Origin of the sequence: Paenibacillus solani, assembly GCF_050475945.1 — a bacterium.
Lineage (GTDB): Bacteria > Bacillota > Bacilli > Paenibacillales > Paenibacillaceae > Paenibacillus_AQ > Paenibacillus_AQ solani_A.
On the sequence record NZ_JBCMXJ010000015.1, the window covers coordinates 163618 to 189292 of the forward strand.

27 protein-coding genes are annotated in these 25675 nt (G+C 45.1%); 21 read left to right on the forward strand and 6 right to left on the reverse strand.

Annotated features, from left to right (window positions below; all coding sequences use genetic code 11):
* The first annotated feature begins 2 nt into the window (after positions 1–2).
* From moaC to tatC, 4 genes are all read left to right on the forward strand, one after another.
* Entirely contained in the window at positions 3–479 is a 477-nt protein-coding gene (moaC, locus tag ABEQ74_RS15640) for a cyclic pyranopterin monophosphate synthase MoaC (protein WP_430123076.1), read from the forward strand.
* Between the two features lie 63 nt (positions 480–542).
* The gene (locus ABEQ74_RS15645; protein WP_430123077.1) at positions 543–1034 is read left to right on the forward strand and encodes a MogA/MoaB family molybdenum cofactor biosynthesis protein; all 492 of its coding nucleotides are present in this window, start codon (positions 543–545) and stop codon (positions 1032–1034) included.
* A gap of 218 nt (positions 1035–1252) precedes the next feature.
* Positions 1253–1486 carry a twin-arginine translocase TatA/TatE family subunit gene (locus ABEQ74_RS15650; protein ID WP_053491680.1) on the forward strand — a complete coding sequence of 78 codons (234 nt, stop codon included), beginning with the start codon at positions 1253–1255 and terminating at the stop codon, positions 1484–1486.
* A gap of 82 nt (positions 1487–1568) precedes the next feature.
* Positions 1569–2342, forward strand: coding sequence for a twin-arginine translocase subunit TatC (tatC, locus tag ABEQ74_RS15655; protein ID WP_430123078.1), 774 nt, complete (start codon positions 1569–1571; stop codon positions 2340–2342).
* 147 nt (positions 2343–2489) lie between these two features.
* Here the strand turns inward: tatC and ABEQ74_RS15660 are convergent, their stop codons facing one another.
* Both ABEQ74_RS15660 and ABEQ74_RS15665 read right to left on the reverse strand, forming a co-directional pair.
* Positions 2490–3311: a WYL domain-containing protein gene (locus ABEQ74_RS15660; protein WP_430123079.1), complete on the reverse strand. Its 822-nt coding sequence runs from the start codon at positions 3309–3311 to the stop codon at positions 2490–2492.
* Entirely contained in the window at positions 3280–4611 is a 1332-nt protein-coding gene (locus ABEQ74_RS15665; RefSeq protein WP_430123080.1) for a helix-turn-helix transcriptional regulator, read from the reverse strand. The genes ABEQ74_RS15660 and ABEQ74_RS15665 overlap by 32 nt, the downstream gene beginning before the upstream one ends.
* Before the next feature lie 202 nt (positions 4612–4813).
* Between ABEQ74_RS15665 and ABEQ74_RS15670 the strand changes: the two genes are divergently transcribed.
* From ABEQ74_RS15670 to groL, 5 genes are all read left to right on the forward strand, one after another.
* On the forward strand, positions 4814–5632 hold the full coding sequence (locus ABEQ74_RS15670; protein WP_430123081.1) for a nucleotidyltransferase domain-containing protein: 819 nt from the start codon (positions 4814–4816) through the stop codon (positions 5630–5632).
* Positions 5633–5650: 18 nt separating this feature from the next.
* The gene (locus ABEQ74_RS15675; protein WP_430123082.1) at positions 5651–6916 is read left to right on the forward strand and encodes a methyltransferase domain-containing protein; all 1266 of its coding nucleotides are present in this window, start codon (positions 5651–5653) and stop codon (positions 6914–6916) included.
* A gap of 4 nt (positions 6917–6920) precedes the next feature.
* Positions 6921–9536 carry a metallophosphoesterase gene (locus ABEQ74_RS15680; protein ID WP_430123083.1) on the forward strand — a complete coding sequence of 872 codons (2616 nt, stop codon included), beginning with the start codon at positions 6921–6923 and terminating at the stop codon, positions 9534–9536.
* A 367-nt stretch (positions 9537–9903) separates the two neighbouring features.
* On the forward strand, positions 9904–10185 hold the full coding sequence (groES, locus tag ABEQ74_RS15685; RefSeq protein ID WP_006212454.1) for a co-chaperone GroES: 282 nt from the start codon (positions 9904–9906) through the stop codon (positions 10183–10185).
* A 65-nt stretch (positions 10186–10250) separates the two neighbouring features.
* Positions 10251–11879, forward strand: coding sequence for a chaperonin GroEL (gene groL / locus ABEQ74_RS15690; protein ID WP_054404080.1), 1629 nt, complete (start codon positions 10251–10253; stop codon positions 11877–11879).
* Positions 11880–11959: 80 nt separating this feature from the next.
* On the opposite strand, the gene ABEQ74_RS15695 is transcribed toward groL, so the two are convergent.
* Positions 11960–12244, reverse strand: a complete 285-nt coding sequence (locus ABEQ74_RS15695; RefSeq protein WP_430123084.1) for a tyrosine-type recombinase/integrase — start codon at positions 12242–12244, stop codon at positions 11960–11962.
* Positions 12245–12249: 5 nt separating this feature from the next.
* A complete protein-coding gene (locus ABEQ74_RS15700) occupies positions 12250–12603 on the reverse strand; it encodes a site-specific integrase (protein ID WP_430123085.1) in 354 nt (117 codons plus the stop codon).
* 835 nt (positions 12604–13438) lie between these two features.
* Between ABEQ74_RS15700 and ABEQ74_RS15705 the strand changes: the two genes are divergently transcribed.
* Entirely contained in the window at positions 13439–13888 is a 450-nt protein-coding gene (locus ABEQ74_RS15705) for an ASCH domain-containing protein (RefSeq protein WP_430123086.1), read from the forward strand.
* Between the two features lie 144 nt (positions 13889–14032).
* Here ABEQ74_RS15705 and ABEQ74_RS15710 read toward each other — a convergent pair whose 3' ends face one another.
* Positions 14033–14305: a DUF2642 domain-containing protein gene (locus ABEQ74_RS15710; RefSeq protein ID WP_430123087.1), complete on the reverse strand. Its 273-nt coding sequence runs from the start codon at positions 14303–14305 to the stop codon at positions 14033–14035.
* 131 nt (positions 14306–14436) lie between these two features.
* Here ABEQ74_RS15710 and ABEQ74_RS15715 point away from each other — a divergent pair, with 131 nt between their 5' ends.
* Together ABEQ74_RS15715 and ABEQ74_RS15720 are read left to right on the forward strand one after the other, a co-directional pair.
* A complete protein-coding gene (locus ABEQ74_RS15715; RefSeq protein WP_430123088.1) occupies positions 14437–14592 on the forward strand; it encodes a hypothetical protein in 156 nt (51 codons plus the stop codon).
* Positions 14593–14816: 224 nt separating this feature from the next.
* Positions 14817–15032 carry a hypothetical protein gene (locus tag ABEQ74_RS15720; RefSeq protein WP_430123089.1) on the forward strand — a complete coding sequence of 72 codons (216 nt, stop codon included), beginning with the start codon at positions 14817–14819 and terminating at the stop codon, positions 15030–15032.
* Positions 15033–15036: 4 nt separating this feature from the next.
* On the opposite strand, the gene ABEQ74_RS15725 is transcribed toward ABEQ74_RS15720, so the two are convergent.
* Positions 15037–15495: a DinB family protein gene (locus ABEQ74_RS15725; RefSeq protein WP_430123090.1), complete on the reverse strand. Its 459-nt coding sequence runs from the start codon at positions 15493–15495 to the stop codon at positions 15037–15039.
* A 94-nt stretch (positions 15496–15589) separates the two neighbouring features.
* Here ABEQ74_RS15725 and ABEQ74_RS15730 point away from each other — a divergent pair, with 94 nt between their 5' ends.
* The 9 genes from ABEQ74_RS15730 (at position 15590) to ABEQ74_RS15770 (ending at position 25007) form a co-directional block, all read left to right on the forward strand.
* On the forward strand, positions 15590–15721 hold the full coding sequence (locus ABEQ74_RS15730) for a phage terminase small subunit-related protein (protein ID WP_430123091.1): 132 nt from the start codon (positions 15590–15592) through the stop codon (positions 15719–15721).
* Positions 15722–16389: 668 nt separating this feature from the next.
* Positions 16390–17130, forward strand: coding sequence for a hypothetical protein (locus ABEQ74_RS15735; protein WP_430123092.1), 741 nt, complete (start codon positions 16390–16392; stop codon positions 17128–17130).
* Between the two features lie 130 nt (positions 17131–17260).
* Complete coding sequence (locus tag ABEQ74_RS15740) at positions 17261–17671, forward strand: BlaI/MecI/CopY family transcriptional regulator (protein WP_430123093.1); 411 nt, start codon at positions 17261–17263, stop codon at positions 17669–17671.
* Positions 17671–19533 (forward strand): M56 family metallopeptidase, encoded by a 1863-nt coding sequence (locus tag ABEQ74_RS15745; protein WP_430123094.1) that lies wholly within the window; start codon positions 17671–17673, stop codon positions 19531–19533. The genes ABEQ74_RS15740 and ABEQ74_RS15745 overlap by 1 nt, the downstream gene beginning before the upstream one ends.
* Before the next feature lie 139 nt (positions 19534–19672).
* Positions 19673–19837 carry a hypothetical protein gene (locus tag ABEQ74_RS15750; protein WP_165593441.1) on the forward strand — a complete coding sequence of 55 codons (165 nt, stop codon included), beginning with the start codon at positions 19673–19675 and terminating at the stop codon, positions 19835–19837.
* Positions 19838–20282: 445 nt separating this feature from the next.
* Complete coding sequence (locus tag ABEQ74_RS15755) at positions 20283–21245, forward strand: ABC transporter permease (protein WP_430123095.1); 963 nt, start codon at positions 20283–20285, stop codon at positions 21243–21245.
* Between the two features lie 13 nt (positions 21246–21258).
* Entirely contained in the window at positions 21259–22146 is an 888-nt protein-coding gene (locus ABEQ74_RS15760) for a carbohydrate ABC transporter permease (protein WP_430123096.1), read from the forward strand.
* 60 nt (positions 22147–22206) lie between these two features.
* A complete protein-coding gene (locus tag ABEQ74_RS15765; protein ID WP_430123097.1) occupies positions 22207–23793 on the forward strand; it encodes a hypothetical protein in 1587 nt (528 codons plus the stop codon).
* Positions 23794–23864: 71 nt separating this feature from the next.
* The gene (locus tag ABEQ74_RS15770) at positions 23865–25007 is read left to right on the forward strand and encodes an ROK family transcriptional regulator (protein ID WP_430123098.1); all 1143 of its coding nucleotides are present in this window, start codon (positions 23865–23867) and stop codon (positions 25005–25007) included.
* Positions 25008–25675 lie beyond the last annotated feature (668 nt).

Here is a 25675-nt window from a genome sequence, read left to right on the forward strand (position 1 = left end):
TAATGGAATTGAGTCATTTTAATGGCCAAGGCAGAGCGCGAATGGTAGATGTTAGCGATAAGGATGTGACCACCCGGACAGCGGTAGCGAAGACTACGGTTACGATGAATCCCTATACGCTGACTCGTATCCAGGAGGGAAAGATTGGCAAGGGAGACGTGCTTGCCGTAGCACAGGTTGCGGCCATTATGGCGGCCAAGAAAACATCGGATTGGATTCCGATGTGTCATCCGCTGTCACTGACGGGAGTCAACGTAGAATTCAGTGATAACGCCAAGGATGAATTATATATAGAAACAACAGTAAAGACGACAGGCAAGACAGGCGTTGAAATGGAAGCTCTGACAGCAGCTTCTGCAGCTGCACTGACGGTTTACGACATGTGCAAGGCCTTACAAAAAGACATGGTCATCGGACCGACCCTGCTCGTGAGCAAATCCGGTGGAAAGAGCGGAGATTACATACACGAAACGACATAGTGTGAATAGATAAATTAAAGTGCTTAGATACAGAGACGTACGAGTGGGAAGGAGAGAGAATAGATGGTGTGGAAAACGGCGATCCTGACAGCGAGTGATAAAGGTTCGCGGGGAGAACGTGAGGATACGAGTGCTCAAGTAATCCGGGAATTGGTAGAGGAAGAGCTGAGCGGTGAAATTATCGAATACCGGATCGTTCCCGATGAACAGGATGAAATTATTGCGGCACTGATTGAGCTTACGGACTATTATCAAGTGGACCTCGTGCTTACAACAGGCGGAACGGAGCTCGCGGTTCGGGATGTGACTCCTGAAGCGACAAGGAGGGTCATTGAACGCGAAGTGCCTGGCATTGCAGAAGCGATGCGCGCTACCGTGATGCAGAAGAATCGAAGCGCAATGCTGTTTCGGGGCGTATGCGGCGTCCGCGGCCGTACCTTGATTCTCAATCTGCCCGGTTCTCCAAAAGGCGTGCATGAGAATTTGGCTGCGGTCATGGATCAGCTTCCGGAGGCTTTGCTTATGGTAACGGGTCAGTATCGGGAACAGCTCTAAAGGGCAACCTTTTAGATAATTATGTAAATAAAATGTCACTTTCTGGCCTGTATATGTGATTTACATTATGGTATGATGGCGGTATAATATGAGCTTGTTTCAACTGCTGTAGTCGGATGGTTTTGGATTAGTTAATACCTGTTGTAGTGCAAGGCATTGGATTCATTCATCCTGATGTCCATTTATAGGCATTAAGCAGGACAAGGAGGAGAACAGATATGGGTTCTACAATCGGAGTGCCGGGCATCATTCTGCTCGTCATTTTGGCGCTGCTCTTGTTCGGACCGAACAAACTCCCTGAATTGGGACGTGCTGTGGGACGGACTTTCCGTGAGTTTAAGAACGGTGCTCGGGAGATTATGGATGATACACCTGTGGAGAAGAAGGAGGAAACTCCTCAGCAGGCCGCTCCTGCTCCAAGCAAGGTGGAGGACAAGCGTCTTCCCGAATAAACTCATGCAAGTTAATTTTTGAAATCCCTTCCTTCGGGAGGGATTTTGTTTTGTCAGGGTCACATATAGGGTGGTGATTAGCATGTCTGAGCAAATGAAAGATATGGCGCTCGTGGAGCATTTGGGCGAACTGCGAAAACGAATTATTATCGTGCTCGTGGTGTTCGTTGCTGGACTGATCGGAGGACTTTTTGTTGCTGACCCGATCTATCAATATTTGACGGCAGCCGAAGAAGCCAAGAATTTTGAATTACATGCCTTCTCTTTCTGGGATGGAATCGGGATCTACATGAAGATCGCTGCTATTTTCTCGCTTGTTATATCCGTTCCGCTGATCTTCTATCAGCTATGGGCATTCGTCAAGCCGGGGCTTCGCAAAGCAGAACAGAAAGCAGCCATTCGTTATGTGCCATATGCGTTTCTTCTGTTCATTGTGGGGATTATGTTCGGATATTACATCGTGTTTCCGATGACATTGTCATTCACGACGACGATTACGCAGGGCATGGGGCTCCAGGAGACCTACGGAATTACCAATTACTTAGATTTTATGTTCAATCTTGTATTGCCGCTGGCCTTGCTGTTCGAGCTGCCGCTGGTGGTGATGTTCTTAACGAGAATTCGCATCCTGAATCCGCTAAGACTCAGAAAAATGCGCAAAGTAGCTTATTTCGTACTCGTCTTCATTGCGGTTGTTATTACGCCGCCAGACTTCATCTCAGATTTCCTGGTTACGATTCCGCTGCTGCTGCTCTATGAGTTCAGTGTGTTTCTGTCTTCCGTGATCTACCGCAAGCAATTAGTAGCGGACATGGAACGGGACAGCAAGTACATGCAGGTAGATGATGAGGACTGATAGTAGCTGTTGGTTACAGTAGGTACTGCTAATAGGATTGGATAAGAACAACCCGCATAACCTTACTCCAAGGGAGTATCGTTATGCGGGTTGTTTTTTGATCAAGAATCTAGCCCCTGATTTTATGCAAATCCATTTCAATTCATCCTAACGTTCATCTTCATTTTGAGTGTATCTCGCCAGTGCGATCGCTGCGGTTTCTTGCATGCGGGCCTGCAGGGTGCTTCCTTCTACTACTTTCACCCGCAGTCCGAGAAAGCGAATGCGGGAGAGCAGGAAGTCGCACTCATCCTCCAAATAGCAGACCTTAATGCGGTATGTGTTGGAATCCTCATCATAATCGACGGTCTTGTCAAAACAGGAGAAGGCGTACAGGATTCGTGACAATTCACCATTGTATCGGCGATCGATTTCAATGAGAGCGTGCTTCTGGCGATGTTCTATCAGATTCTGCAGCCGTCCCTTGATGTGATCAATTCGAAATGACGGAAGTGATGTACCTTGGATATATAGAATATGATCGAGCTTTGTGTACATGAGCCATCTGCGTTTCCTGCTGTACCAGATTAGCATCCATTCCCGTTTGATCATGGAATACTCCAATTTGAAAGGGAAACCGGACTGATTGCTGCGGACCTCTCCAATCTTGGTGCGATAGCTTAAGCGAAACCCCTGATCATTCATGATCATTCTTCGCAAGGTGCGAAGATGCGGGTGATATACGCTTCGTTCCTGCCCCTTGGCTTTCTCCAGAATAATCCCCTTCATCTCGGCATTGCTATGCTCCATGTGAAGAATTTGTTCAAGTCGTTTCAAGGTTTCAGGCGTAAAGGCGTTAGCTGTCTCAGGATGCACCAGCATCATCTTGAGCCAGCCCCGTTCTTGAGTGGTTATGGCAATCGAGTCGGTTTCTTCAAGCCGCGTCATAATCTGATAATTAAAAATCTTCTCGAATGGATTCTGGCTCATAATAAGCGGCAATCTCCTTCCATTCCTTGATGAACTCCATGCGAAGGGAGCGGGGCTTGAGCACCTCGCAGCTGGAGCCGAAGCTCCGGAGCCAGGGCTTTATTTCACTTGTGCCGTTCACTTCGATTTCATATAGAAATGAATCGTCGGATTCCATCGTAATGGTCCCCCATTGTCCTTGTGCCTTGACCCGATTTAGCACAAAATTAACCTTGCTGTCCTTTGGGTTATAGAATCTGGCCACAATCTTGGTAAGATTGCGAGTATCGGTAACCCAACTATTCTCGAATTCGGGCAGTACTTCCGTTAGCCGCTGCTGGAAGACTTCCTCCTCAACCACGTCGCCTTCTTCGATCTGAGTTAATCCCTCCATGCGAAACTTCATGAGACCTTGTCTGCCATTATGACCGATCAGATACCAACGTCCATATTGATGGTCGTAAATCACGCGCAATGGCAGTACCGTTTCCCGAAGTCCTTTAGATTCTCTGTGGAACAACGGATTTGTATTTTGGGAAGCATAGCGTGAAGTGCTTTTGGGTGATAAATACAGGAAACGGATTCTTGCTCTTTTGTTGATGGCCTGAAATATGGTATGCAGATGTGCCTCATCCAATATGCGTGAAGGATAATGATATTTATAGATATAAGCAGCGGTTGAGTGCGCAGCAATGTCACGCTTCCGCAAAGCCCGCTTTAAGTTGTCCCTGAGCATATAACCCTGAACGGATGGGAGCTGCGTATTCGACATGACATCGACATAGTCGTATAGATCAAGCAGCTCGTCATCGGACAACGAATCGATCAGATCAAGGGCGCCCTTGTATCGGTAAGGCCGTTCTGTGCCTGTCTTTACAATGACGCCAACTTCCTCAAGGTATTTGAGATCCCCGCGAATCGTCTTCTCATCCGGAAGGGATTCCCCGTCAGGGAAGTGATCGCCGCATAGGTCGATCAGTTCTTTTGCAGTTAACTGTTGATGCTGCAGCTGGGTGAGGATTATGGACAGTCGCATGCTTTCCGATGCCTTAAGCGATTTACCGCGGAACAATAACAGCAGGAGCGGGTCCGCAGTTTCATAGTAAGAATAGCGCAGTCCCTCCGATAAAGTGGCGCTTTGTTCTTCTGAGAGCTGCGGCTGAAGGGTTTCAATGATGTTTTTTAAGTTCCGGAGCGTTTTATCATAGGTATGTACTGAAATACCAAGTCGATCGGCTAGTTGTTGTCGGTTGTAAGCTCCCCCGGCCAGCGCCAGAATGCGAAGGAACTGGATTTCTTTATCGAAGCTTTCCCGAGCCATGGCGCCCTCCTTCAAATCATATATTAGATCGTACATGATCCTGTCTGTCACTATTGTAGCAAGGATAGGGAACCTCATAAAGGAAGGAAATGATAACTCTTTTTGTTATCGCCATACTTTCGCCCTGTTGAAAGAGGAGCGCTTGGAAGACAATAAGGATATCAGAAATCACACGGCAAATAGAGAAGGAGAGATTCCGGATATGAATATAACGCAGGAAATGAAATCGACGATTCAGCAGGAACTTGAACGAATTGAGCGGGAGGAAGGAATTCTCATTCTGTATGCTTGCGAATCAGGAAGCAGGGCGTGGGGCTTCCCGTCGACAGACAGCGATTACGACGTAAGGTTTATTTATATCAGACCCGTGGAGTGGTATTTATCGATATTCGACAAGCGGGATGTGATTGAGCGGCCGATCAGCGACAGACTGGACATAAGCGGTTGGGATTTGAAAAAAGCGCTGGGGCTTTTTCGTAAATCGAACCCGCCCCTGCTCGAGTGGCTGGAGTCCCCCAGTAAGTATAAGGAGACGCTTGGCATTGCCCAGCAAATCCGGAGTATATCTCCGCTTGCGTTCTCACCTAAATCTTGCATGCATCACTACCTGAACATGGCCAAAGGCAATTACCGGATGTATTTGCAAGGGGAGGACGTTAAGATCAAAAAATATTTCTATGTACTGCGTCCAATTCTGGCATGTGACTGGATTCAAACTTACGACGAGATGCCTCCCATGGAATTCGAGCTGCTTACGGATCGCTTATTAGATCAGGGAAGTGCACTGAAGCAGGAGATTGATCAATTGCTGCTTCGCAAACGTTCAGGTGAAGAAATGGATGTTGAACCGAAGCTTCCTAACATTAACGCATTTATTGAAGGGAAATTGAACGAATATGAGTTGTTAGCCAAGGATAAGAAGCATCGAGATACAGATCTGGATCATAGGTTGGATGCTCTGTTTCGGGACGCACTGGTTGAAGCATGGGGAACCGGCGGACCGCAGTCATCTACGGTTTGACGAAAGGAGAGAGTCATTGTGGCAATTATTCAACTAAAATCAACAAATCCGCAGTTTTCGTTTCTCATTAAGAAGAACCCGAACTCCGGTATGCAGCTTCGGAGCATGAGGCAAGGCACGGCTTACGGATGGTATTCCGAGTCATCGGCGTTTAACGTGTATTTTAAGGACGCGGATAACGAAATATCCTTTAAACAGCATCAAGGGGAGAATTTCGAGTATTTGAACGTGTCCCGTTACAACACGCCGTTGTTCCCACTGGCTGCCATTAACGAATTTTTTGCCGCTCCCTTCAAACATCACGATGAACGGGATACGGAGGGACATGAGCATGTTTTTTATATCAATCTCATTCATATCGAGAAGACGCGTTATATTGAATTTTTTCAGAAGCATCTTGAGGAGTATTCATTCTCACATCGGCATGTTGCCCATAAAAGCTATGGGCTCACGATAACGACCCGAAAGAGTCTGTACCATCTGCTCCATACGGTCAATGTGCTATGCCTGTTCCTGGGGATGTTCGGGAACGAGTATCTTGATACCTCGGAGAAAGTGATTGAAAAGCATATTCGCAGCCTCAATATCATTGATGCCCCATACTACATACGAAGCCTGTTTGTACGCAATTTCCTGAATAACCGGGATCGATTCAAGCAGTTCAAGCAGGAGCTTGAGTGTACGCCTAGATACAGCATCGACTTTGTTTATGGAAACACGGCCATGCAGCGCCGAAGTTATATTGCTCATATGCTGCCATTTAATAAGCCGATTCTGGATATCGGCTGCGGAGAAGGATTTTACGCCCTTTCGTTTGCTGGAAAAATAGAAGAGACCTATTATGCGGTTGATATTAATGAAGCTTTGCTCGAAGTGGTGGAGCGCAAAGCGGAAGCGAAGGGGCTGGATAATCTGGTGACCTTTCCTTCGATCGCTCACTTTCTGGAGGGGTATGACGATGAGAGCGTGGACGTTATTTTGACTGAAGTAATTGAGCATATGCCGGAAGCGGAAGCTGCAGACCTCATCCGTCAAGTCGTGCAGGAGATCCGTTTTGGGAAGTTCATTCTTACGACGCCTAATGCAGATTTCAACCCGTATTATGAGCTCGAAGGTTTCAGACATGATGACCATAAGTGGGAAATGGGGCAGGAGGAATTTATATCCTGGTGTGATGAGATCCTCCAGAATTTGGGCGTTCAATATGAATATGTGATGATCGGTGACAGTGTGGACGGATTGCATACAACGCAGGGAATGATTGTTACGAGGAAGGGAGAGTAAGACTGTGGAATTACATACCAAAATGCACACGATTTTTATGCTGGTTGGCCCAACAGAATGCGGAAAGACGACATTTGCGAAAGAAATTCTGATTCCATCCTTGCAGTGGGAATACCCCGAGCGCAACTACAGGAGCAATGTCCAGTATGTCTCATCGGACGCCATCCGTCAGGAGCTGCTCGGTTATGATTATGATAAATACGATCAGGTAATGTTGGAAGCGAGCTCGCATGCGTTTCAGTTATTATTTGAGCGGCTTAAATTAACGACTTCTTTTCCAATCCAGGCTGACTTTGTTGTGGTGGACACAACGGCCTTGGCCGATGATTTCCGGAGCAAGATTTTTGAAATTGCGCATGAGAACAACTACCGAGTGGAAGTTATTTTGTTTGATTATCGGAAACGGGAAGATTACTACGCCTCCGATCGTTCCAAGAAGCTGATATCCACGCATATTAGCCGCTTGAAAAAGGAGGTGCTCCCCGTCCTTGCCCGGGAAGGATACGATGCCATTCATAAAGTGCGAGCGAAGGATTTTCTTAACACGGAGAAGGAGACAGCAAAATCTGCTTACGAAGTGATTGTGGACAATAAAGAGGAGTATCTGTCCTCGATTCTGAGTCAGGATAAGGAATATATTGTGATCGGGGACGTGCATGAGCGTGTGGATGCGCTTCAGGGGCTCTTAAGGAGTTATGGTTACGGGATAACTGACGGGAGGTTAACCATCCCGGAGAAACTGCGAAACACTCAGATCATTCTGGCCGGGGATTGGATCGACAAAGGGAAGCAGACCCGGGCCATGATCGATTTCCTGTACGATAATATGGAGCATTTCCTTCTTGTTATGGGGAACCATGAGAACTTCGTATACAAGTATCTAAAGGGAGAGATCAGAGGTGCTGATCCAGAGCTGCTGCGTTCCTATTTTGATTCTACGGAAACGTTAGGCCAAGATGAAGCACTGCGGCAGCGCTTCGATGAACTTGTAGGAGGGGCTAAGCCATTTTATCGATTTGTGGGCCGGCAGGGACCTTCATATTACGTTACCCATGCTCCTTGCCGGAATAAATATGTCGGTAAACTCGACTCGAACTCCCGGCGCCATCAGCGTTCCTTCCGTCTGGACCGGAGCAACCCGGAAGTTACGACGGAGCAGCAGCTTCAATTTTTAAGCGAAGAAGCGGTCAGTAATCATCCTTATCATGTATTCGGTCATGTCGCCGCTGTGAGACCGTTTCGGATCAAGAACAAAATTCACATCGATACAGGAAGTGTGAACGGGCATATGCTGACGGCCGTGCAAATCAGTCATAAACCGATCTATCGAAGCTTTAAGTCGCCGCTTAGGGAGCAGGACCCTGCATTCCTACTTGAAACATTACCGGATTTGTTTGCAAGATCAGAGCGCAGCAGCAAGGACATCCGGGATTTAGACCGCGAAGACAAGCGGAGATTGTTATATTGCGCGGAGCATAAGATCAATTTTATTTCCGGAACCATGTCGCCCGCGGATAAGGATGTGGCTAAGGGGGAACTGGAATCCCTCACAAAAGGGTTAGATTACTACAAGAATCAAGGGATTGAACATGTGGTGCTGCAGCCTAAATATATGGGATCCAGATGCAGTATTTATCTGTTCCGGGACCTGGAGCGCTGCTATGCCGTCAGCCGTAACGGTTACCGAATCAGCGGGATTGATTTAACTTCGGTGTATGAACGGCTGCTGGAAAGATTCTCGTCTCATATGCAGACCGAAGGTCTCGAAATGATGATGCTGGATGGGGAGCTGCTGCCATGGAAAGCACTCGGCAAAGGCTTGATCGACAGACAGTTTCAACCGATCGCGGCTGCGCTTGAGTCGGAAACAAGTTTTTTGAAAGAGGCGGGTTTTGAGGAGGCTTACGCTCAGCTGCTCACAGCCTATGACGAAAGCGGATTTGAGCAGGAACAGTTTCGACTCTCCAAATCCGCGCTTATGGATAAGCACGGTTCGAGCAGCTATCAATCCTATAAACATATACGGGATGTTCGGAAAGCTTATGTGCCCCTCGGGAAGCATGAGGAAGCTTATCGCTTGTACAAGAAGCAGCTTGAACTTTATGCGGGGGACGCAGAATTGGATTACAAGCCGTTCGCTATTCTGAAAGAGATTCGGGTTAGCGGAGAAGAAAGCATGCCGGGAATGAGCACCTCTGCCATGTTCCGTTTCCTGAATGACGACGAGATTCTGGTGCTGGATTTAGGTGTACAGGACAGCTACGAACAGGCAGAGGCTTTCTTCTCCACGCTGACGATTCAGAACGGTATGGAAGGCGTTGTGATCAAACCGGAAGAGGAGAGAGAGAACACGGCTCCTTATTTGAAAGTGCGAAATCCGGAATACCTCTCGATTATTTACGGTTATGATTATCGGTTTCCGCATAAGCATGCCAAGCTGCTGAAACAAAAGAACACGCACAAAAAGCTCCGTACTTCGATCGCCGAGCATCAGCTTGGTAAGCGGATGCTTGGGGTAAAGTATGAGGAGATTTCTCTGAGCAACGGGGACTACCAGGAGATTGCGATGCAGCTGCTGTTCGAGATGGACAAAGAGAAGGAAATCGATCCAAGGCTTTAATTAATGAGCACCGACATTGCTTTAGATGAAGCAGTCTGAAAGGCAGAGCCTCCGGCATAGGAGTCCGCCTTTTAGGCTGTTTTGGTTTGGTCGGGAATAATCAATCGTCCTATTGTTTCAACCACATGGCTCCTTAAGTAATAGGCATATTTTGGCTGATGGTGGATACAATGGTGAAGGGGGTTAAGGACAAACCTGGCCGGAGTCTATTCTCCAAAAAAATGATCAAAAAATCATGCAAAAGACTTGAAATTTCGAGACAACTTGAGTATCATAAAATTGGTTGTTAGCACTGAGGCTTGTCGAGTGCTAATACATAAAGCTTTGAAAAAAGCATCACAACATATTTAAAGGAGGCTATTTTTTCATGATCAGACCTTTAGGTGAACGCGTATTGGTAGAACCGATCGAACAAGAAGAAACTACAGCATTCGGGATTGTACTTCCTGATTCCGCTAAAGAAAAGCCACAAGAAGGTAAAGTTATTGCTGTTGGCAGTGGCTCCCTAAAAGATGGCGCACGTGTACCTTTGGAAGTTAAAGAAGGCGACCGTGTTATTTTCTCCAAATACGCTGGAACAGAAATCAAATACGAAGGTAAAGAATATTTGATTATGAAAGAAAGCGACATCCACGCGATCCTAGGCTAATGAACGCCTGAATATATCTTTGATGTACGATTATTCCATAATCCACTAGGGAGGTACGTAATACTATGGCAAAAGACATTAAGTTCAGTGAAGACGCCCGTCGCTCCATGCTTCGCGGTGTAGACGCTTTGGCAAACGCAGTAAAAGTAACACTCGGTCCGAAAGGCCGCAACGTGGTGCTTGAGAAGAAATTCGGAAGCCCGCTTATCACTAATGATGGTGTAACCATCGCTAAAGAAATCGAGCTGGAAGATGCATTCGAGAACATGGGTGCACAGCTTGTTAAAGAAGTAGCAACCAAAACCAACGATGTTGCCGGTGACGGTACAACAACTGCAACGGTTCTGGCACAAGCTATGATCCGCGAAGGTCTGAAGAACGTAACGGCTGGCGCTAACCCAATGGTTATCCGCAAAGGTATCGACAAAGCGGTTAGAGCTGCCGTAACTGAGCTTCAAAACATCGCAAAAGAAGTGAAAAACCACCAGGAGATCGCTCAGGTTGCTTCCGTATCCGCAGCTGACGAAGAAGTAGGTCAACTGATTGCTGAAGCAATGGACAAAGTGGGTAAAGACGGCGTTATCACCGTTGAAGAATCCCGTGGTTTCTTGACAGAGCTGGAAGTTGTGGAAGGTATGCAATTCGACCGCGGCTACATCTCTCCATACATGATTACCGATACGGATAAAATGGAAGCTGTTCTTGAGAATCCATACATCCTGATCACAGATAAAAAAGTAACCAACACTCAAGAGATCCTGCCGATCCTTGAAAAAATCGTACAACAAGGCAAGCCGCTCGTTCTGATCGCTGAAGATATCGAAGGCGAAGCGCAAGCGATGCTGATCGTAAACAAACTGCGCGGAACATTCAACGCAGTAGCTGTTAAAGCTCCAGGCTTTGGCGACCGTCGTAAAGCGATGCTGCAAGATATCGCTGCATTGACTGGTGGTCAAGTGATCACGGAAGAGCTGGGTCTTGACCTGAAAACGGCTTCCATCGAGCAATTGGGTACCGCTCGTCAAGTGCGCGTAACCAAAGAAAACACCATCATCGTTGATGGCGCTGGCAACAAAGAAGACATCGAAGCTCGCGTGAAGCAAATCCGCAACCAATTGGAAGAAACAACTTCCGATTTCGACAAGGAAAAGCTGCAAGAGCGTCTGGCTAAATTGGCTGGCGGCGTAGCTGTTGTCAAAGTGGGTGCAGCTACCGAGACTGAACTGAAAGAACGCAAACTGCGCATCGAAGATGCTCTGAACGCTACTCGTGCTGCGGTTGAAGAAGGTATGGTATCCGGTGGTGGTACAGCGCTCGTTAACGTATACAGTGCTGTTGCTGCTCTGGAAGTAGAAGGCGACGAGAGAACAGGCGTGAACATCGTTCTGCGCGCTCTGGAAGAGCCAATCCGCACGATTGCAGCTAACGCTGGCCAAGAAGGTTCCGTCATCGTTGAGCGTCTGAAAAAAGAAGAGATCGGTATCGGCTACAACGCTGCTACAGATACTTGGGTGAACATGTTCGAAGCAGGTATCGTTGACCCTGCGAAAGTAACGCGTTCTGCTCTTCAAAACGCAGCTTCCGTTGCTGCAATGTTCCTGACTACTGAAGCGGTTATCGCTGACAAGCCAGAACCAGAAAAACCAGCTATGCCTGACATGGGCGGCATGGGTGGAATGGGCGGCATGATGTAATAAAGGGCTCAAAAACCCTATAATACCGCATGATTAAAGGCTCCCGAGAGGGAGCCTTTCTCTATAAAATCACGAAAAAATCACATTCCTTGCAAAACTGGATCGTTTGCGGTGTTGAGAGTGTTGAAATTGAAGTTCAAAATATCGGTGAAGTATATACGGATTCTCTCGTTCGCATCTTTTCTCATTTTCTCAGTTACGTGGGTATAGATCCTTAATGTGGTTTCTGGATCATCGTGACCGACCCGCTGCATAATTGTTTTCAAATCCACTCCAGCTTCAGCGAGCATGCTAATGTGTGTATGCCTGAAGATATGAGGTGTTGCTGCTTTTTTTATTGATGTTTTCTTTAGAAGTCTTTCCATTCGATTTAATACGGTTTTCTGAATAAATGGGTATCCGTTATCCCGACAAAATACAAATTAGCGTCATGAAATTCTGGGTTATTCTCTTTATTTTCAATCATGACTTTCTGCTGAGGATCTTTGTAAGTCTTTAGTAAATTCATTACGCTCTCATCAATGTCTACGGTACGGATCGATCCTTTGGTTTTAGGTGTGACAAGTACATACTCTTTCATGTTATTGTTTTCGTTATAAAGCGTCTTTGTAATGCGAATTTGATTTGATTCGAAATATATGTCCGTCCATTTCAATGCGCATAACTCGCCTGAGCGCATACCGGAGAATGCTAATAGGTAAAACCTTTCTAGATCCATCGGCATACCATGAAGGAAAGCTGCTTCTAGAAATTCCGTTAGTTCGTTTTTCTCTAAGAATTCATCCTCGATGGATGGTGTTTTCGATTTCTTCTACTGTAAGTATCTTTTCAGGTATGATTGCACCTGTACAAGGGTTGTCAATCCTTCATTTTATTTTTTATTGCATACTTGATGATCATGTTGGCTGTAACATGAACTCCCTCGATAGTAGTTCTTGCATACTGGACTTATTCGATTTATGAATGTTATCGATTACCGGGACCTAGCGGCTAAAGAATATATCAGCTGATAGATGGATCAAAGAAATGGAATTGTTCTCACGGCTTTATTATTGGAAATTAAACGATCCAAGGGAGAGATAATAGTGAAAATCGATCTATACCCGAACTTATATCGTCAGTGAAGAGCCGGTAATGTGCATTGGAATAGATAAAGAATCTGATTATATTGTGTTCGCACCATTTTATTCAGATACGGAAGAAGGACACCCTGAGTTCATGTAGAGGATGGTGTCATGGTCATACATGTGAGAGACCTCGAAAACGATATCTTCCCGATTTCGCCTTATAGATATGAGCCAAAGTTCAAGCTATGGGCTGAGTTAGTTGGATTTACGGAGGTCAGACAATGAGCGAAGCAAACCAAGGAATTTATAACCTGAACTCTTGGAATGTGACTGGTGCGGCGATCCAGCAACGGAGTTGAGTCATCCTCATATGTTCGACCCGGCCATTGGTAAGCGCATGTGCCGCGGCTGCTGGGATCATGACCGTGATGTTTACAAAGGGGCGTATGGCGAGGATATCGGACCATTCAAACCTATTGAGGGGAAAAGCGCATGAAAGCCATAACCATAATCCAACCCTGGGCGACGCTGATCGCCCTTGGCGAAAAGCAATTTGAGACACGCAGCTGGTCCACAAAGCACCACGGCGAACTTGCGATCCATGCTGGCAAGAAGATCGATCGGGAAGCGTGCCAAACTGAGCCTATACAGTCAACGCTGGCAAAGCACGGATATACAGCAGATAATCTCCCAACCGGAGTGATAGTGGCTCTATGTAATTTAGAGGAGTGCTACATGGTGGATAACAGTCATGTTTATGGGACAATCGGTTTGAAAGCCAAGAGTGGCAAATTCATTATGTGGGGCGGCAGTCGAGGCAACGAGTATTATTTCGGTGATTATACAGATGGCCGTTATGCCTGGCAAACGTCAAACGTTCGGCAGCTACCGGCACCGATCCCGGCTAAAGGCATGCAAGGGCTCTGGAACTGGGCAGGGTAGAATTTGAATGTACTATGATGAGGAATAACTTCAAATGCCGATGGAGTTATTTGCAATATGGGTAGGTAATTGGATATTAAACCAATTAAAAACATGGACAAGAGCAAAAAAAGAGCTGCATTCACAGCTCCTTTTATAAACAAATTATTCTGGCATTATCCAAACGATTTCGGCAATGCGGACAAAAAACTTCTTATGTCTTTGATCAAGAACAACATGGTCTTGTTTGACATCAACGACACATCCGTCGATTCTACCACGTGTGGTTTCCAGTATAACAACTTTTCCAATGTGTGACATTAAAGTTTCAACAACGCAAGTATCTACAGGATTGACCACGATAGTTCGAGGCATGTGATGCATATGTGGCTTATGGTGCATATGAGGCATGTGATGCATCATTGGATAATTGTTCAAAAAATTACCTCCCAAGTATTTATACAGCATTGTACGCAGATGCCTACAAATTGATTGGGCGAATGCCCAGAAATCGTAAATATAACTAACCAGGCAGAAGAAGCAGTAAAGATGCAAAGGAGGTATAGAAGATGTTAGAACAACTCCCTGAACGCTTATCTAATTATCGTACAGTACCAGGTCATGGTCCGGACATATCCAGGAAGACAGATTATGTGAAATTGATGGAGAGCATGTTCGACACTGCTTTTAACGAAGATGCTTACAAGGACAATGATGATATCTAATAGAACGGACGGCAAGCATAAATACTTGATGCCGTTAAACAAAAAGATGCGACGTAAAATAAAGCATCTACAAAAATCTTATCCAAATAAAAAGGAGGACGCGGTAACGTCCTCCTAATCGACCAGGGTATCCCCCGGCTGAGATAGCGGCCCGCCACGCGTGGCATTTTGCAGACATCCGCTATCTCGTATCCAATACTAAATGGAAGCCGAGGGGAACATCAATGGGAACACCTGAGAATAAAGATTTGCTTATGCAGCACGAGTTTCAAGTCATGGAAGGTATCCTCGAGAGCAAGGAACAATACCGCAAAATCGTCAAGGCTGGCATAGCCAAGTGGGTCAAGGACTTTCAAGATGGTCGAATCGAGATCAAGACGGTGGACGATCTGAAAAAGCTGATTGAAATAGATATTGAATTGCAAAGAGATACAATCTGATTGGTTAGAAAAGAGGGCCGGAGTATCCGTTTAGACGGGCAATTACCCCGATTTGTCCCACATGGTATGTCTCATGATCGAACACATGATGAAATATCCAGCGTAGAGTAGGAGGAGAAGGTGGTTGCCAACCATCTGAATAAGTAGGAAGTGGGATCGCGGGATCATCCTCATTAAACAGCATTGAATTGAGTCTGAGATCAGTTTGATTCCGGATGTCTATATAAGCTTGCAAGAGTTGCTGGGGGGATTCTATTTTATGGGGTAATTGCAACTCTGCCTTCAAAGCAATGACATTGATCCATTCATCTTCGCTACGAGCGATATGTTCAACGATCCAGGCTATTGAGTTAGGGTGATCAGGGTGTGTCGCATACCATTGTTCTATCGTTAGTTCTTTTAAGTAGGGAATTAATGTCTTTCTTACATCATTTCGATAGGGGAAAAAAGTTGCAAGGTTCATATGATTCCTCCTGATAGATTTGTACATTCTGGTTCAGTCTATCAAAACCAGTAATGGCGTCAAGGACAAATATCGGAGGTGGTGATGGTGTAGCATGGCTAGAGAAAGAAGTCCAGACCGGGACAAGGCAAAACAGATGTGGCTGGAAAGCGGCGGTTCGATGAAGCTTAAAGACATCGAAGCCGCTCTTTTTATTGGGGAAACGCAGGTCCGAAAGTGGAAATGACATAATCTCAACCAACTAAAACATATGCGGGAGGAGTTGCGGAGTGCGAATGCTTCGTATATGCTATCTAATATCAGGTTGTGATAAAAAGAACTTCAATGAATTAAGAGATGAACTGTACCCTTTAAGCTCGAGGATCTACTTAAGCTAAAGAGAATCTGATAAAGAATAGAGACGTTTTATAACGAAACTTTTTCCTCCAGGCAAGGCAAAAAAATCACTAAAAAAATCACGAAATCGGCGGTTAACGATGAATATCCACGATTAATTAATTTATGGAATACAGAAACAGAGCGAATTATCGACATTAATGAACGACGTCGAACAAGGATGAAGTGATGTGAAAGATGGGCGGCATGATGTAAGTAAGGCCTTAAAAGCCTGTCATATCAATACAAATGAGACCTCTTGGGGTCTCTTTTCTTGTATAAGGTCACAAAAAGGTCACATTTCTTGCGTAAAGATGCCTGCAAGTCATTCTGCTACAGGATTGCAAGGGTTCCTTTTTTTCATGATCCGCAGATGCTGCGGGTCTTTTTTGTATTCAAACGAAAATAAAAAAAATCTGCACAAACGTATTGACATTATTGAACTACAATTGTAGTATTATATCGAAACTACAGATGTAGTTTATGAAAATAAAAATTATAGGAGAGGAGCATTAGCAAATGAAAGTAGCAACAAAAGTAGCAATCGCGACACTAAGCAGCATTTTATTAATGGGTTCTTCCGTAAGCCTCACGGCGAAGGCGCAATCCTACGAAAAAGCCCCAAAAGCTACTGTTAAAAAAGCAACCGAAACAGCCAAGCCTATATCTGAAGAGGAAAAAAAGTTCATCGAAGATGAGATCCAGAGAGTGAAGGAGTTGGCCCAAGAATCGGGTGATATGTATGTCCTGTATTACAAGTACCCAAAATTAAATAGCGGGTTTGATATTAGCTATTGGGGAGGGATACATGAATTCACTTCATACGAGGACTACTTGAAAAAAGCTTCAACCCTGAAGGGATCCATCTTGAAGCAGCCTGCCAACCTGCCTAAGGGGTATAAGTTTTTATCAGCGGTTATTGAAGCCCCGATCGAAGGAAAGTTCGTTGATGAAGTAAGAGCCGAAGGTAAGAAGAGCGGAAAGCCCATCTATGTGAAAAAGATAGATTGGAAAGAGGCCGCAACCATCCGTCTTAAATATACGAACGGAAAAGACACGCTGGGTTTTACCAAGTATACGGCAGACTCGGAAGGAAGTAAGAAAAAAGGTTTCTTTGACGATAAGCTGCCGGCTCATATCTTTCCAAAATACGTTTTTTGGAATGATGGCGGCAAATTCGAATACAGCATTTCAACCTCCTCCAAAGATATGTCCAGAAAACAGAAGATCGAAATGCTAAAAGCAGCCGTAAAAAGATAACATTTTGCATGTAATAAAAACGAGAAAATTACGCTCTGACAAACAAGTTGACATTACTAAACTACAAATGTAGCATGTGTATTATAACTACATATGTAGTCTGAGTAAATTGACTTTGGAGGTTTCATGCATGAATCAAATACCACCGATTACAGATGCAGAGCTGGAAATTATGCGCGTATTGTGGACAAATCCGGACTGCCCTTCCAGCGAGGTCGTAAAACAAATGACGGATCGAATGGGGTGGAGCCCCAATACGACCCGGACGCTCCTCACTCGTCTGGTGCAGAAGGAAGCAGCGGGTGCGAAATTGGAAAAGGGTTCAAAGCGCACCCAACTATTTTATCCGATCATCAGCGAGCAAGAGTATCTGCAGTCCGAAACCAAATCCTTCATGAAAAAGCTTTATGGGGGAGCTTTAAAGCCGATGCTGGCCAACTTTCTGCAGGATAAAAAACTGAATGCGCAAGAAATCGAGGATCTAAAGGCTTTGTTTGACGAAAACCACAGCGACGGGGAAACAGAAAAGAGAGAGCCCTGATGAGTTTTACATTGCATGAACATTTATTGTCTTTTTTTGGCTGGGTGATTCGCGGATCGTTCATGGCCTCCATTCTGATCGTACTTGTCCTCATCCTGCAATTTCTATTAAGAAACAAGATTGAGGCCAGATGGAAATATTGGCTTTGGCTTCCTGTGGCCATTCGCTTGCTGCTCCCTTGGGCCCCGGAATCCTCGCTTAGCCTATACAATGTTTTGTCCCTGGAGGCCATAGCGCCCGGTATTCATCAACAAACTCAAGCTTCATCGGGTGGGAAGGAAGCGGGGAGAATAAGCGAGGCGACGGTTCATGTTGAGCGCTTTATAAACCCGCAAGCAAGCGGAACTTGGGAAGTACCTGCTCCATCCCTTGAATCGGGACCCGGGCAGGAGAGCAGCTTTTGGTGGAATGGGTTCAAGCAAATAGGCTTCACCAATACGCTGATTGCGGTTTGGCTTGCGGGCGTGCTGCTTCTTGCCGCGAAAACGGTATACGACCAGCTTCGATTGAAACAAGCCCTGCGCGCGGGCCGAAAGATAGATACGCCTTTTCTATCGGCAGTGTTTCACGAGACGAAACAGCAATTAGGCGTGAAGCAAAAAGTGCAGTTTGTAGCCAGTGAGCGAATTCCTGGACCTGCCGTGGTCGGTTTTAGCAAGCCGGCGATCGTCCTTTCGCCAAGTCTGCTCATCACGCTGCAAAAGGATCAACTTCAATATATTCTGGCGCATGAGTTTGCACATATTCAGAGGCGGGACGTCGCCGTGAACTGGTTAGTGCATATCATCCTGATCATTCATTGGTTTAATCCGTTATTATGGCTAGCCGTACGTAAAGCAAGACAAGACCAGGAGATGGCCTGCGATGCGTGCGCCTTGAATCGGATGAGTCCGCAGCAAAACAATGCATACGGACAAACGATCATCCATGTGTTGGAGCATTTTTCAGGAAATCAACGCCAGCCGGGGCTTGCCGGCCTATCCGCCACGCATAAACAAATGAAAAGGAGACTTACGATGATTAAACATTTTCACAAAAAATCCTACCGCCTGTCCATTCTGGGGATGGGGATGATTCTCGCGCTTGGCAGCGTGACATTGGTTAATGCCAAGGAAAGCGGTACAGGGAACGTACCACCAAAGGCTTCCGTGCAATCGGAACAGGATTTAAAAGCTGCTGATATGATCTATCCCGAGGGAGATATAGACCGCGAGCTCTACAAGAAAGAACTGGAAAAGGCGCAGAAAAAAGCAGAAGTTGCAGCCAAGGCTCTAACTCCAGAGGAAAAGAAGTATATCGAAGCTGAGACCAATAGAGTGAAGAAGCTAAGTAATGAGACAGGCGATATGTACGTTCTGTATCATAAATATAAGGATCTTAACAGCGGACTCGACCTAAGTTATTGGGGAGGGATAGAAACATTTACCGCTTACGAGGACTACTTGAAAAGAGCCTCCACGCTGGAAGGTTCCATCCTGAAGCAGCCCGCCAACTTGCCGGAGGGATATAAGTTTTCCAAAGCGAGAATTGAAGGTCCAACTGAAGGCAAGTTCCTTGATGAAGTAAGGGCCGAAGGCAAGAAGAGCGGAAAACCCATCTATGCGAAAAAGATAGATTGGGAAGAGGCGGCAACCATCCGTCTTGAGTATACGAACGGGAAAGACACACTGGCCATTTCAAAGTATACGTTGGACTCAGAGGGAAGTAAGAAGAAAGGCTTCTTTGAGGATGACTTCCCGGCGCATATCTATCCAAAATACGTTTTTTGGCATGAAGGCGGCTTTGAATACAGCATTTCAACCACATGGGATATGTCCAAGGAACAGAAAGTCGAAATTCTGAAAGAAGCGGTGCAGAAATAATAACGTAGGTTATCATTTTACGTTCATGTCACAAATTCCTTGATCGGTATTGTTATATAAATAGACAACAACAACTACCGGAATATGCTTATGAAAAAAGATGCGAAAATGACGATTGCTGCCTTAAGCGGTGCATTTCATGCTGGGTTCCATGAATTTTGCAGCCGAGGCAGCACCGGGTAAGTCTGCTAACTCGGCAGCCGCTGTGAGTAAAGCGGAGCAACTTGATAAAGAGGAAACCGCCAGAATTAACAAATTGCTTGAGAACCATCCTGATGATTCTTATGGTATACATCAGCAATGAATTGAGTCGGTCCTTACAGCAGCGAATATCATAATGAACTGAAAGCTGAGGCTCCCGGAAGGGAGCCTATTTTATATAACACTCACATTTTTCGCAAGAAATTCTGATCCTCTTCATTGATAGAACAACAGCAAGCTATTAAATGAGCAGGGTGTATACCCATTAGTTTTTAAAAAAATAATTAATAAAGACACTGTACAAATTAATTAAATCAGTTATAATGTGATAAAAAGCTTGAGGAAAGCGACTGGAAAATAGAGTCGAATATCATGTAAATGGTGATTTGAAAGCGCTTAATGTATGCGTTTCCAATTCAGTGACTGATATTCCACTTATGGGAGGAGTTGTTTAATAAACGAATCTTGAACTTGGAGTACATGAATGAATGGAGCCTAAAAAGGGGAGTTAGGTAGCAAAGAATGAATGCGTTGAAAGGAGTTTGAACATGGCTGGCTTTGAACCGACAATACAGATCGATACGAACAAGAAGAAGGGCACCAAACTTCAGGTAATGGCCAAAGAGCTTGTATACAACAAATGGCTTTACATTATGTTTCTACCTGTTTTTATATGGTACTTCATATTTGCATATTGGCCGATGCATGGATTGTTGATGGCATTTCAGAAGTACAACGTAGTCAAAGGAATATCTGGAAGCAGCTGGGTCGGCTTTAAGTATTTCCAACAATTTTTGGATGACCCCCATTTTTTCAGATTGATAAAAAACACGCTTCTTCTTAATGTTTACAGCTTGATATTCGGATTCCCGGTGCCGATTATTTTAGCTCTTTGCTTCAATGAAATACGAAACCTCCTGTTCAAAAAGATTGCACAGACGATCAGCTATTTACCATATTTTATCTCTACGGTTGTCGTATGCGGGATGGCGCTTACCTTCCTATCGCCAAGTACGGGAATCGTCAATATTATTTTAAATAAACTTGGAATGGAGAGTATTTTCTTCTTTCAAGATCCGGATTACTTTAGAACGATTTATGTGCTACTAGGGATTTGGCAGGGAGCCGGGTTCTCCGCCATTATTTATATCGCCGCTCTTTCGGGCATTAGCCCTGACCTCTATGAAGCAGCCAAGATCGATGGGGCGGGCCGATGGAGTCAGCTCCGTTACATTACATTCCCAAGTCTGGTCCCGACTATTATTATTATGCTGCTGTTAAACCTGGGCACGATTTTAACGGCTGACTTCGGCAAAATTCTGTTGTTATATAATCCAACAATTTATGATACCGCGGATGTCCTGAATACTTACGTGTACAGAAAAGGACTCATCGACAACAACTACAGCTATGCCACAGCGGTTGGCCTGTTCCAGGCGGTAATTGGTTTTATTCTGGTATACGGAGCTAATTACTTGAGCAAAAAGGCTAACCAGACTTCGCTTTGGTAGAAGGGGGAAGAACATGCTTAAGAGCAGAAAGAGAGTGGACGTCAGTGACACCATTTATTTTGTATTCATCTATCTGTTTATTATCGTCACTTGTATCGTGATGCTCTACCCGTTCATTTATATTCTATCCGTTTCAATCAGCAATACGGACAGTGTGATGCGAAATGAAGTGCTTCTTTGGCCCAAAGGAATCAATTTGTCGGCTTATGAGACGGTTTTGAATTATAAGGGAATGATCGTGGCCTATGGCAATACGATTTACTACACGGTGGTGGGAACATTTCTCAGCTTACTGTTAACAACGCTGGCGGCCTATCCGCTGTCACGGAAAAATTGGAAGCTGCGCAATTTTGCCGCTATCTTTTTGGCGATTCCATTATGGTTTGGTGGCGGAATGATTCCATTTTATATGGTCATGAGAGATCTTCATTTGCTTAATTCCCGAATGGGTATCTTGCTTTACGCAGCGATATCTACGTTCTATATCATCATTGTACGGACTTATTTTGAGAGTCTTCCCAAAGAGATCGAAGAATCGGCCAAGATCGACGGAGCCAGCGATATCAGGATATTCCTGCAAATGGCGCTGCCTTTATCCAAACCGGTTCTTGCCGCTATCGGCTTGTATTATGCGGTCGGCAAATGGAACTCCTTTTTTTGGGAATTGATACTGCTTAGCAAGGAACAATTGATGCCGGTTCAGGTGCTATTGGTTCGGATTATCCGGGACAGCTCATTTGATAAGGAATTGGAGAAGGCGCTGGTTCAAAGTTCCGGAGTTCTGCCGATCACCATTCAATATGCGGCTATCGTGGTTACCGCTCTGCCGATTATTATGGCCTATCCGTTTCTGCAAAAGTATTTCGTGAAAGGGGTGATGATCGGCGCCGTTAAGAGTTAGTAGATCAGTAAATGAAGATGTGCTGCGTTTAATGAATAATCCAAAGTGGAGGTCATAAGAATGTACAGACAATGGAGAAAGAATGGGATATCCTTATTGATCATGGTAATCATTATGGCTCTTCTGACATCAGCTTGCGGAGGCGGAGCGTCAGATGGAGAAGCGTCGCCTTCAGACAATAAGAGCGGTGATGATCAGCCGGTGAAATTATCGATTTTTATTGCGAGCCGGGCAACGGATGAAATGTACAGCAACGAAACACTGGTATGGAAGGAAATCGGGAAAAAGTTTAACGTGGAATTTGACTTTATTACAGGTGATGCCAAAACGATGCGTGACAAATTTCCGCTTATGATTTCTTCCAATGAGTATCCGGATATCGTTGCGGATGCGCCTGGCAACTTTAACAAGTACGGTCCGCAGGGCGTGTTCATCCCGCTGAACGATCTGATTAAGGATAAGCCTAATCTGCAAAAATACTTAGTAGAAGACAAAATTGCCAAATCTCAGATTGTGAATGCGGATGGCAATATTTACGCAGTTCCCATGTTGTCCGCGGTTCGTACATCGGAAGGTCCCTTGGTTCGTCAAGACTGGTTGGATCGTTTAAGTCTGCCAGTACCCGAAACGATTGATGATTGGTATAATACTTTGAAAGCGTTCAAAGAGCAGGATGCCAACGGAAATGGTGATCCGAAGGATGAAGTGCCGTTTTCTACGGCCGGCACTTTTTATTTGAACTTTGCCGATGCTTGGGGCATTGACTTGAATGAGGATGGCCGCTGGATGGAGGAGAACGGCAAGATGATCTATACGCCAATCGATCCACGCGCCAAGGAATTTCTTACTACGATGAACAAATGGTACAGTGAAGGATTGTTTGATCAAGAGATCCTGTCGAGACAAGATAAAGACTATACTTCGATGATCTTCAATGATAAGGTCGGTGCGACCAACCATTGGGTTGGATATGTGGCAAGTTTCAATGCGAGACCTGAAGTTGAGAACATTAAAGGATTTAATTTTCAGGTTACGCCACCTCCAGTCATGAACAAAGGCGACAAACCGCTTACGAGCAGGCAGCAGCAAATCGTGGTGCCTGTTGCTTGGGCCATCAGCGGCCACAACAAGCACGTCGACAAAACGATGGAAATTTTTGAGTATGCTTACAGTGACGAAGGTCAATTGCTATTTAACTTCGGGGTTGAGGGCGACACCTATACGAAGGAAGCCGATGGAACGCTGAAGTATACCGACAAGATTATGAACAATCCGGATGGGGCTGCTAAGGCATTAAGTAGAATCGGAGCGCAGCCATGGATCGGTTTCCGTCAAGATGAGCGTTATGAGAAAGCTGCTGCGGTGAGCGAGGATGCTGCCAAGCAACTGTTCTATTACGTCGAACAAGATTATTTCCGGGATCCGGTACCAGCCTTGAAGTACACTGAAGATGATTTTGAGACGAGTACGGAGATCAAAACGCAGATCGATACCTATGTGAATGAGATGATCAGCAAGTTTATTATCGGGCAGGAGCCTTTATCCCAATTTGATGCATTCGTTGAGAAAGTGAGATCCATGCGTTTTGATGAACTGGAAGCGATCCAGAACAAAGCATATCAGGCGAATAAAGAATTAATGAAGTAATGGGTAAGAACAATGGAAACTAGGGGGTTTCTTTTTCTAGAGAACACATTACCCTGGAGAAAGGTATAGCAATGAAACATATTAGAGGTAACGTATATCTTATGAAAGAAATCAACCGAGCGACCATCTTAAGCTTACTTCATAGGGAAAAAGCGATGTCGCGCGCGGATATCGCAAAGGTTACGAAGCTGAGCGCTACGACCGTGTCTTCCTTGGTGGATGAGCTGATTGCCGAAGGATTCATTGTCGAATCAGGTGAAAAGTCATCGGTTGGGGCGGGGCGTAAGGCCATATCGTTGGAGATCAGCAAGGACAAAGGGTTTGTCATTTCAGTCGGTTTGGGAAACAACTCATTTTATTCCACGCTGTCCAATTTCCACAGTGAAATTGTCGCTGAGCTTACAGTTCCAGCCGTAAAAGGAAATGACCAGGTGCTGCAGACGATATTGCATTGTATAAGCGAGATTGCCCGAATTGCAGGAATCCAAGATTTTTCCCAAGTCAAAGGAATCGGTATCGTTTCTCCCGGCATTGTTGACGAGGGTAGCGGGACAATATCGTATGCACGTTACTTGAATCTAAAGGATTTTGAGATCGTCAAGCTGCTTCAATCCCGTTATTATAATCTGCCTATTCACGTCATGAACGACACCAATGCGGCTGCCTTTGCGGAATATTACTTGGAGACGAGTCCGAGCGTTAAGAACGTGTTATATGTATGGATTTATGAAGGCGTTGGAGCCCGGTTTATCGTGAATGGCCAGGTCTATTCTGGGTACAAAGGAAGAGCAGGAGAGGTCGCCCTGCTGCATGATAATTGGTTTAACAGTACCTATGTGCTGGAGCAGGCGCGGAAAAGGGCAGTCAAGCATGGCTGCCCTGTACCTCAAACCATTGAAGAAGTTGTACAAGCGTATGAACGCGGGGAAATTTGGATCGAGACGATGATGAATCGAAGCCTGCTATTTTTGAGTAGGGCGGTTGCGGTTATGATGAACCTGTTTGGTCCGCAAAAGACCATTTTGGACGGGTGGTTCATGATGTCACCGAAATGCCTTCAGAAGATCCACGATCATCTAGCCAAATTTACGGTGGATGGTTTATATGACTCGAATTGGGTTACCCCTGCAAGCTTAGGCAAAAGAAATTATGTGATCGGCGTAACCACGATGGTTTTGCATCAGCTGTTCAAAGGTAAAATTTCGTTAACTTGACCATCGACTTTACAAGCAGAGAGTGCCGAGAATTTTGATCCCGTGAGGGGTCTTGTTAACTTGGATGTAACCATAGAAAAAAGCGAGAATGATACGCGCGGCTGCATGAATGCGGCATATGACTGAGGCGTAAATCTTCTCGCTTTTTTTAGTAAATCAGTCTTACAGAAATCTTTAGAAGAAAGTTTGAATAGGCAATCAGAATAAATAGAAGTACACCAATCAACATGCGACCCCAGAGAGCAAGGTACGTATCGTCTATCATAAACGAAATAAGAAATATGATAATGTTCAAGATTACATACAGAATTGTTATGTACACAAATGTAGTAAGCTGGGACTTTGTGTCTTTGTCCTGGCTTGCATTATTAGAAGCGAGTGCAGCAATCGCAGCAAGTAATGCCCTGTAACCTATTGAAATCGAAATGTTTAAAGTTGCTAATTATGGATGAAGTGATGTGGAAGATGGGTGGCATGCGACCTGTGTTATTTGTTCCAAGACGAATCCGGTTCAATTCATTTTAATTAGCTTCATTGTTGAAACCTCCTTAACAGGTTTTTGGTCTAACTAATTTCAAAGAAAAAGACCCTAATAACGGGTCTTTTTTTAGGATTCGCTTTTTGCCAAAATTCTAGTAAGTAATATGCCACTCAATATTCCGAATATA

What these genes read in the sequence shown, in the direction of transcription:
- moaC (WP_430123076.1), top strand. Translation starts at nt 3, where the DNA reads ATGGAATTGAGTCATTTTAATGGCCAAGGCAGAGCGCGAATGGTAGAT.
- ABEQ74_RS15645 (WP_430123077.1), top strand. Translation starts at nt 543, where the DNA reads ATGGTGTGGAAAACGGCGATCCTGACAGCGAGTGATAAAGGTTCGCGG.
- ABEQ74_RS15650 (WP_053491680.1), top strand. Translation starts at nt 1,253, where the DNA reads ATGGGTTCTACAATCGGAGTGCCGGGCATCATTCTGCTCGTCATTTTG.
- tatC (WP_430123078.1), top strand. Translation starts at nt 1,569, where the DNA reads ATGTCTGAGCAAATGAAAGATATGGCGCTCGTGGAGCATTTGGGCGAA.
- ABEQ74_RS15660 (WP_430123079.1), bottom strand. Translation starts at nt 3,311, where the DNA reads ATGAGCCAGAATCCATTCGAGAAGATTTTTAATTATCAGATTATGACG.
- ABEQ74_RS15665 (WP_430123080.1), bottom strand. Translation starts at nt 4,611, where the DNA reads ATGGCTCGGGAAAGCTTCGATAAAGAAATCCAGTTCCTTCGCATTCTG.
- ABEQ74_RS15670 (WP_430123081.1), top strand. Translation starts at nt 4,814, where the DNA reads ATGAATATAACGCAGGAAATGAAATCGACGATTCAGCAGGAACTTGAA.
- groES (WP_006212454.1), top strand. Translation starts at nt 9,904, where the DNA reads ATGATCAGACCTTTAGGTGAACGCGTATTGGTAGAACCGATCGAACAA.
- groL (WP_054404080.1), top strand. Translation starts at nt 10,251, where the DNA reads ATGGCAAAAGACATTAAGTTCAGTGAAGACGCCCGTCGCTCCATGCTT.
- ABEQ74_RS15695 (WP_430123084.1), bottom strand. Translation starts at nt 12,244, where the DNA reads ATGGAAAGACTTCTAAAGAAAACATCAATAAAAAAAGCAGCAACACCT.
- ABEQ74_RS15700 (WP_430123085.1), bottom strand. Translation starts at nt 12,603, where the DNA reads ATGCCGATGGATCTAGAAAGGTTTTACCTATTAGCATTCTCCGGTATG.
- ABEQ74_RS15705 (WP_430123086.1), top strand. Translation starts at nt 13,439, where the DNA reads ATGAAAGCCATAACCATAATCCAACCCTGGGCGACGCTGATCGCCCTT.
- ABEQ74_RS15715 (WP_430123088.1), top strand. Translation starts at nt 14,437, where the DNA reads ATGTTAGAACAACTCCCTGAACGCTTATCTAATTATCGTACAGTACCA.
- ABEQ74_RS15720 (WP_430123089.1), top strand. Translation starts at nt 14,817, where the DNA reads ATGGGAACACCTGAGAATAAAGATTTGCTTATGCAGCACGAGTTTCAA.
- ABEQ74_RS15725 (WP_430123090.1), bottom strand. Translation starts at nt 15,495, where the DNA reads ATGAACCTTGCAACTTTTTTCCCCTATCGAAATGATGTAAGAAAGACA.
- ABEQ74_RS15730 (WP_430123091.1), top strand. Translation starts at nt 15,590, where the DNA reads ATGGCTAGAGAAAGAAGTCCAGACCGGGACAAGGCAAAACAGATGTGG.
- ABEQ74_RS15735 (WP_430123092.1), top strand. Translation starts at nt 16,390, where the DNA reads ATGAAAGTAGCAACAAAAGTAGCAATCGCGACACTAAGCAGCATTTTA.
- ABEQ74_RS15740 (WP_430123093.1), top strand. Translation starts at nt 17,261, where the DNA reads ATGAATCAAATACCACCGATTACAGATGCAGAGCTGGAAATTATGCGC.
- ABEQ74_RS15745 (WP_430123094.1), top strand. Translation starts at nt 17,671, where the DNA reads ATGAGTTTTACATTGCATGAACATTTATTGTCTTTTTTTGGCTGGGTG.
- ABEQ74_RS15750 (WP_165593441.1), top strand. Translation starts at nt 19,673, where the DNA reads ATGCTGGGTTCCATGAATTTTGCAGCCGAGGCAGCACCGGGTAAGTCT.
- ABEQ74_RS15755 (WP_430123095.1), top strand. Translation starts at nt 20,283, where the DNA reads ATGGCTGGCTTTGAACCGACAATACAGATCGATACGAACAAGAAGAAG.
- ABEQ74_RS15760 (WP_430123096.1), top strand. Translation starts at nt 21,259, where the DNA reads ATGCTTAAGAGCAGAAAGAGAGTGGACGTCAGTGACACCATTTATTTT.
- ABEQ74_RS15765 (WP_430123097.1), top strand. Translation starts at nt 22,207, where the DNA reads ATGTACAGACAATGGAGAAAGAATGGGATATCCTTATTGATCATGGTA.
- ABEQ74_RS15770 (WP_430123098.1), top strand. Translation starts at nt 23,865, where the DNA reads ATGAAACATATTAGAGGTAACGTATATCTTATGAAAGAAATCAACCGA.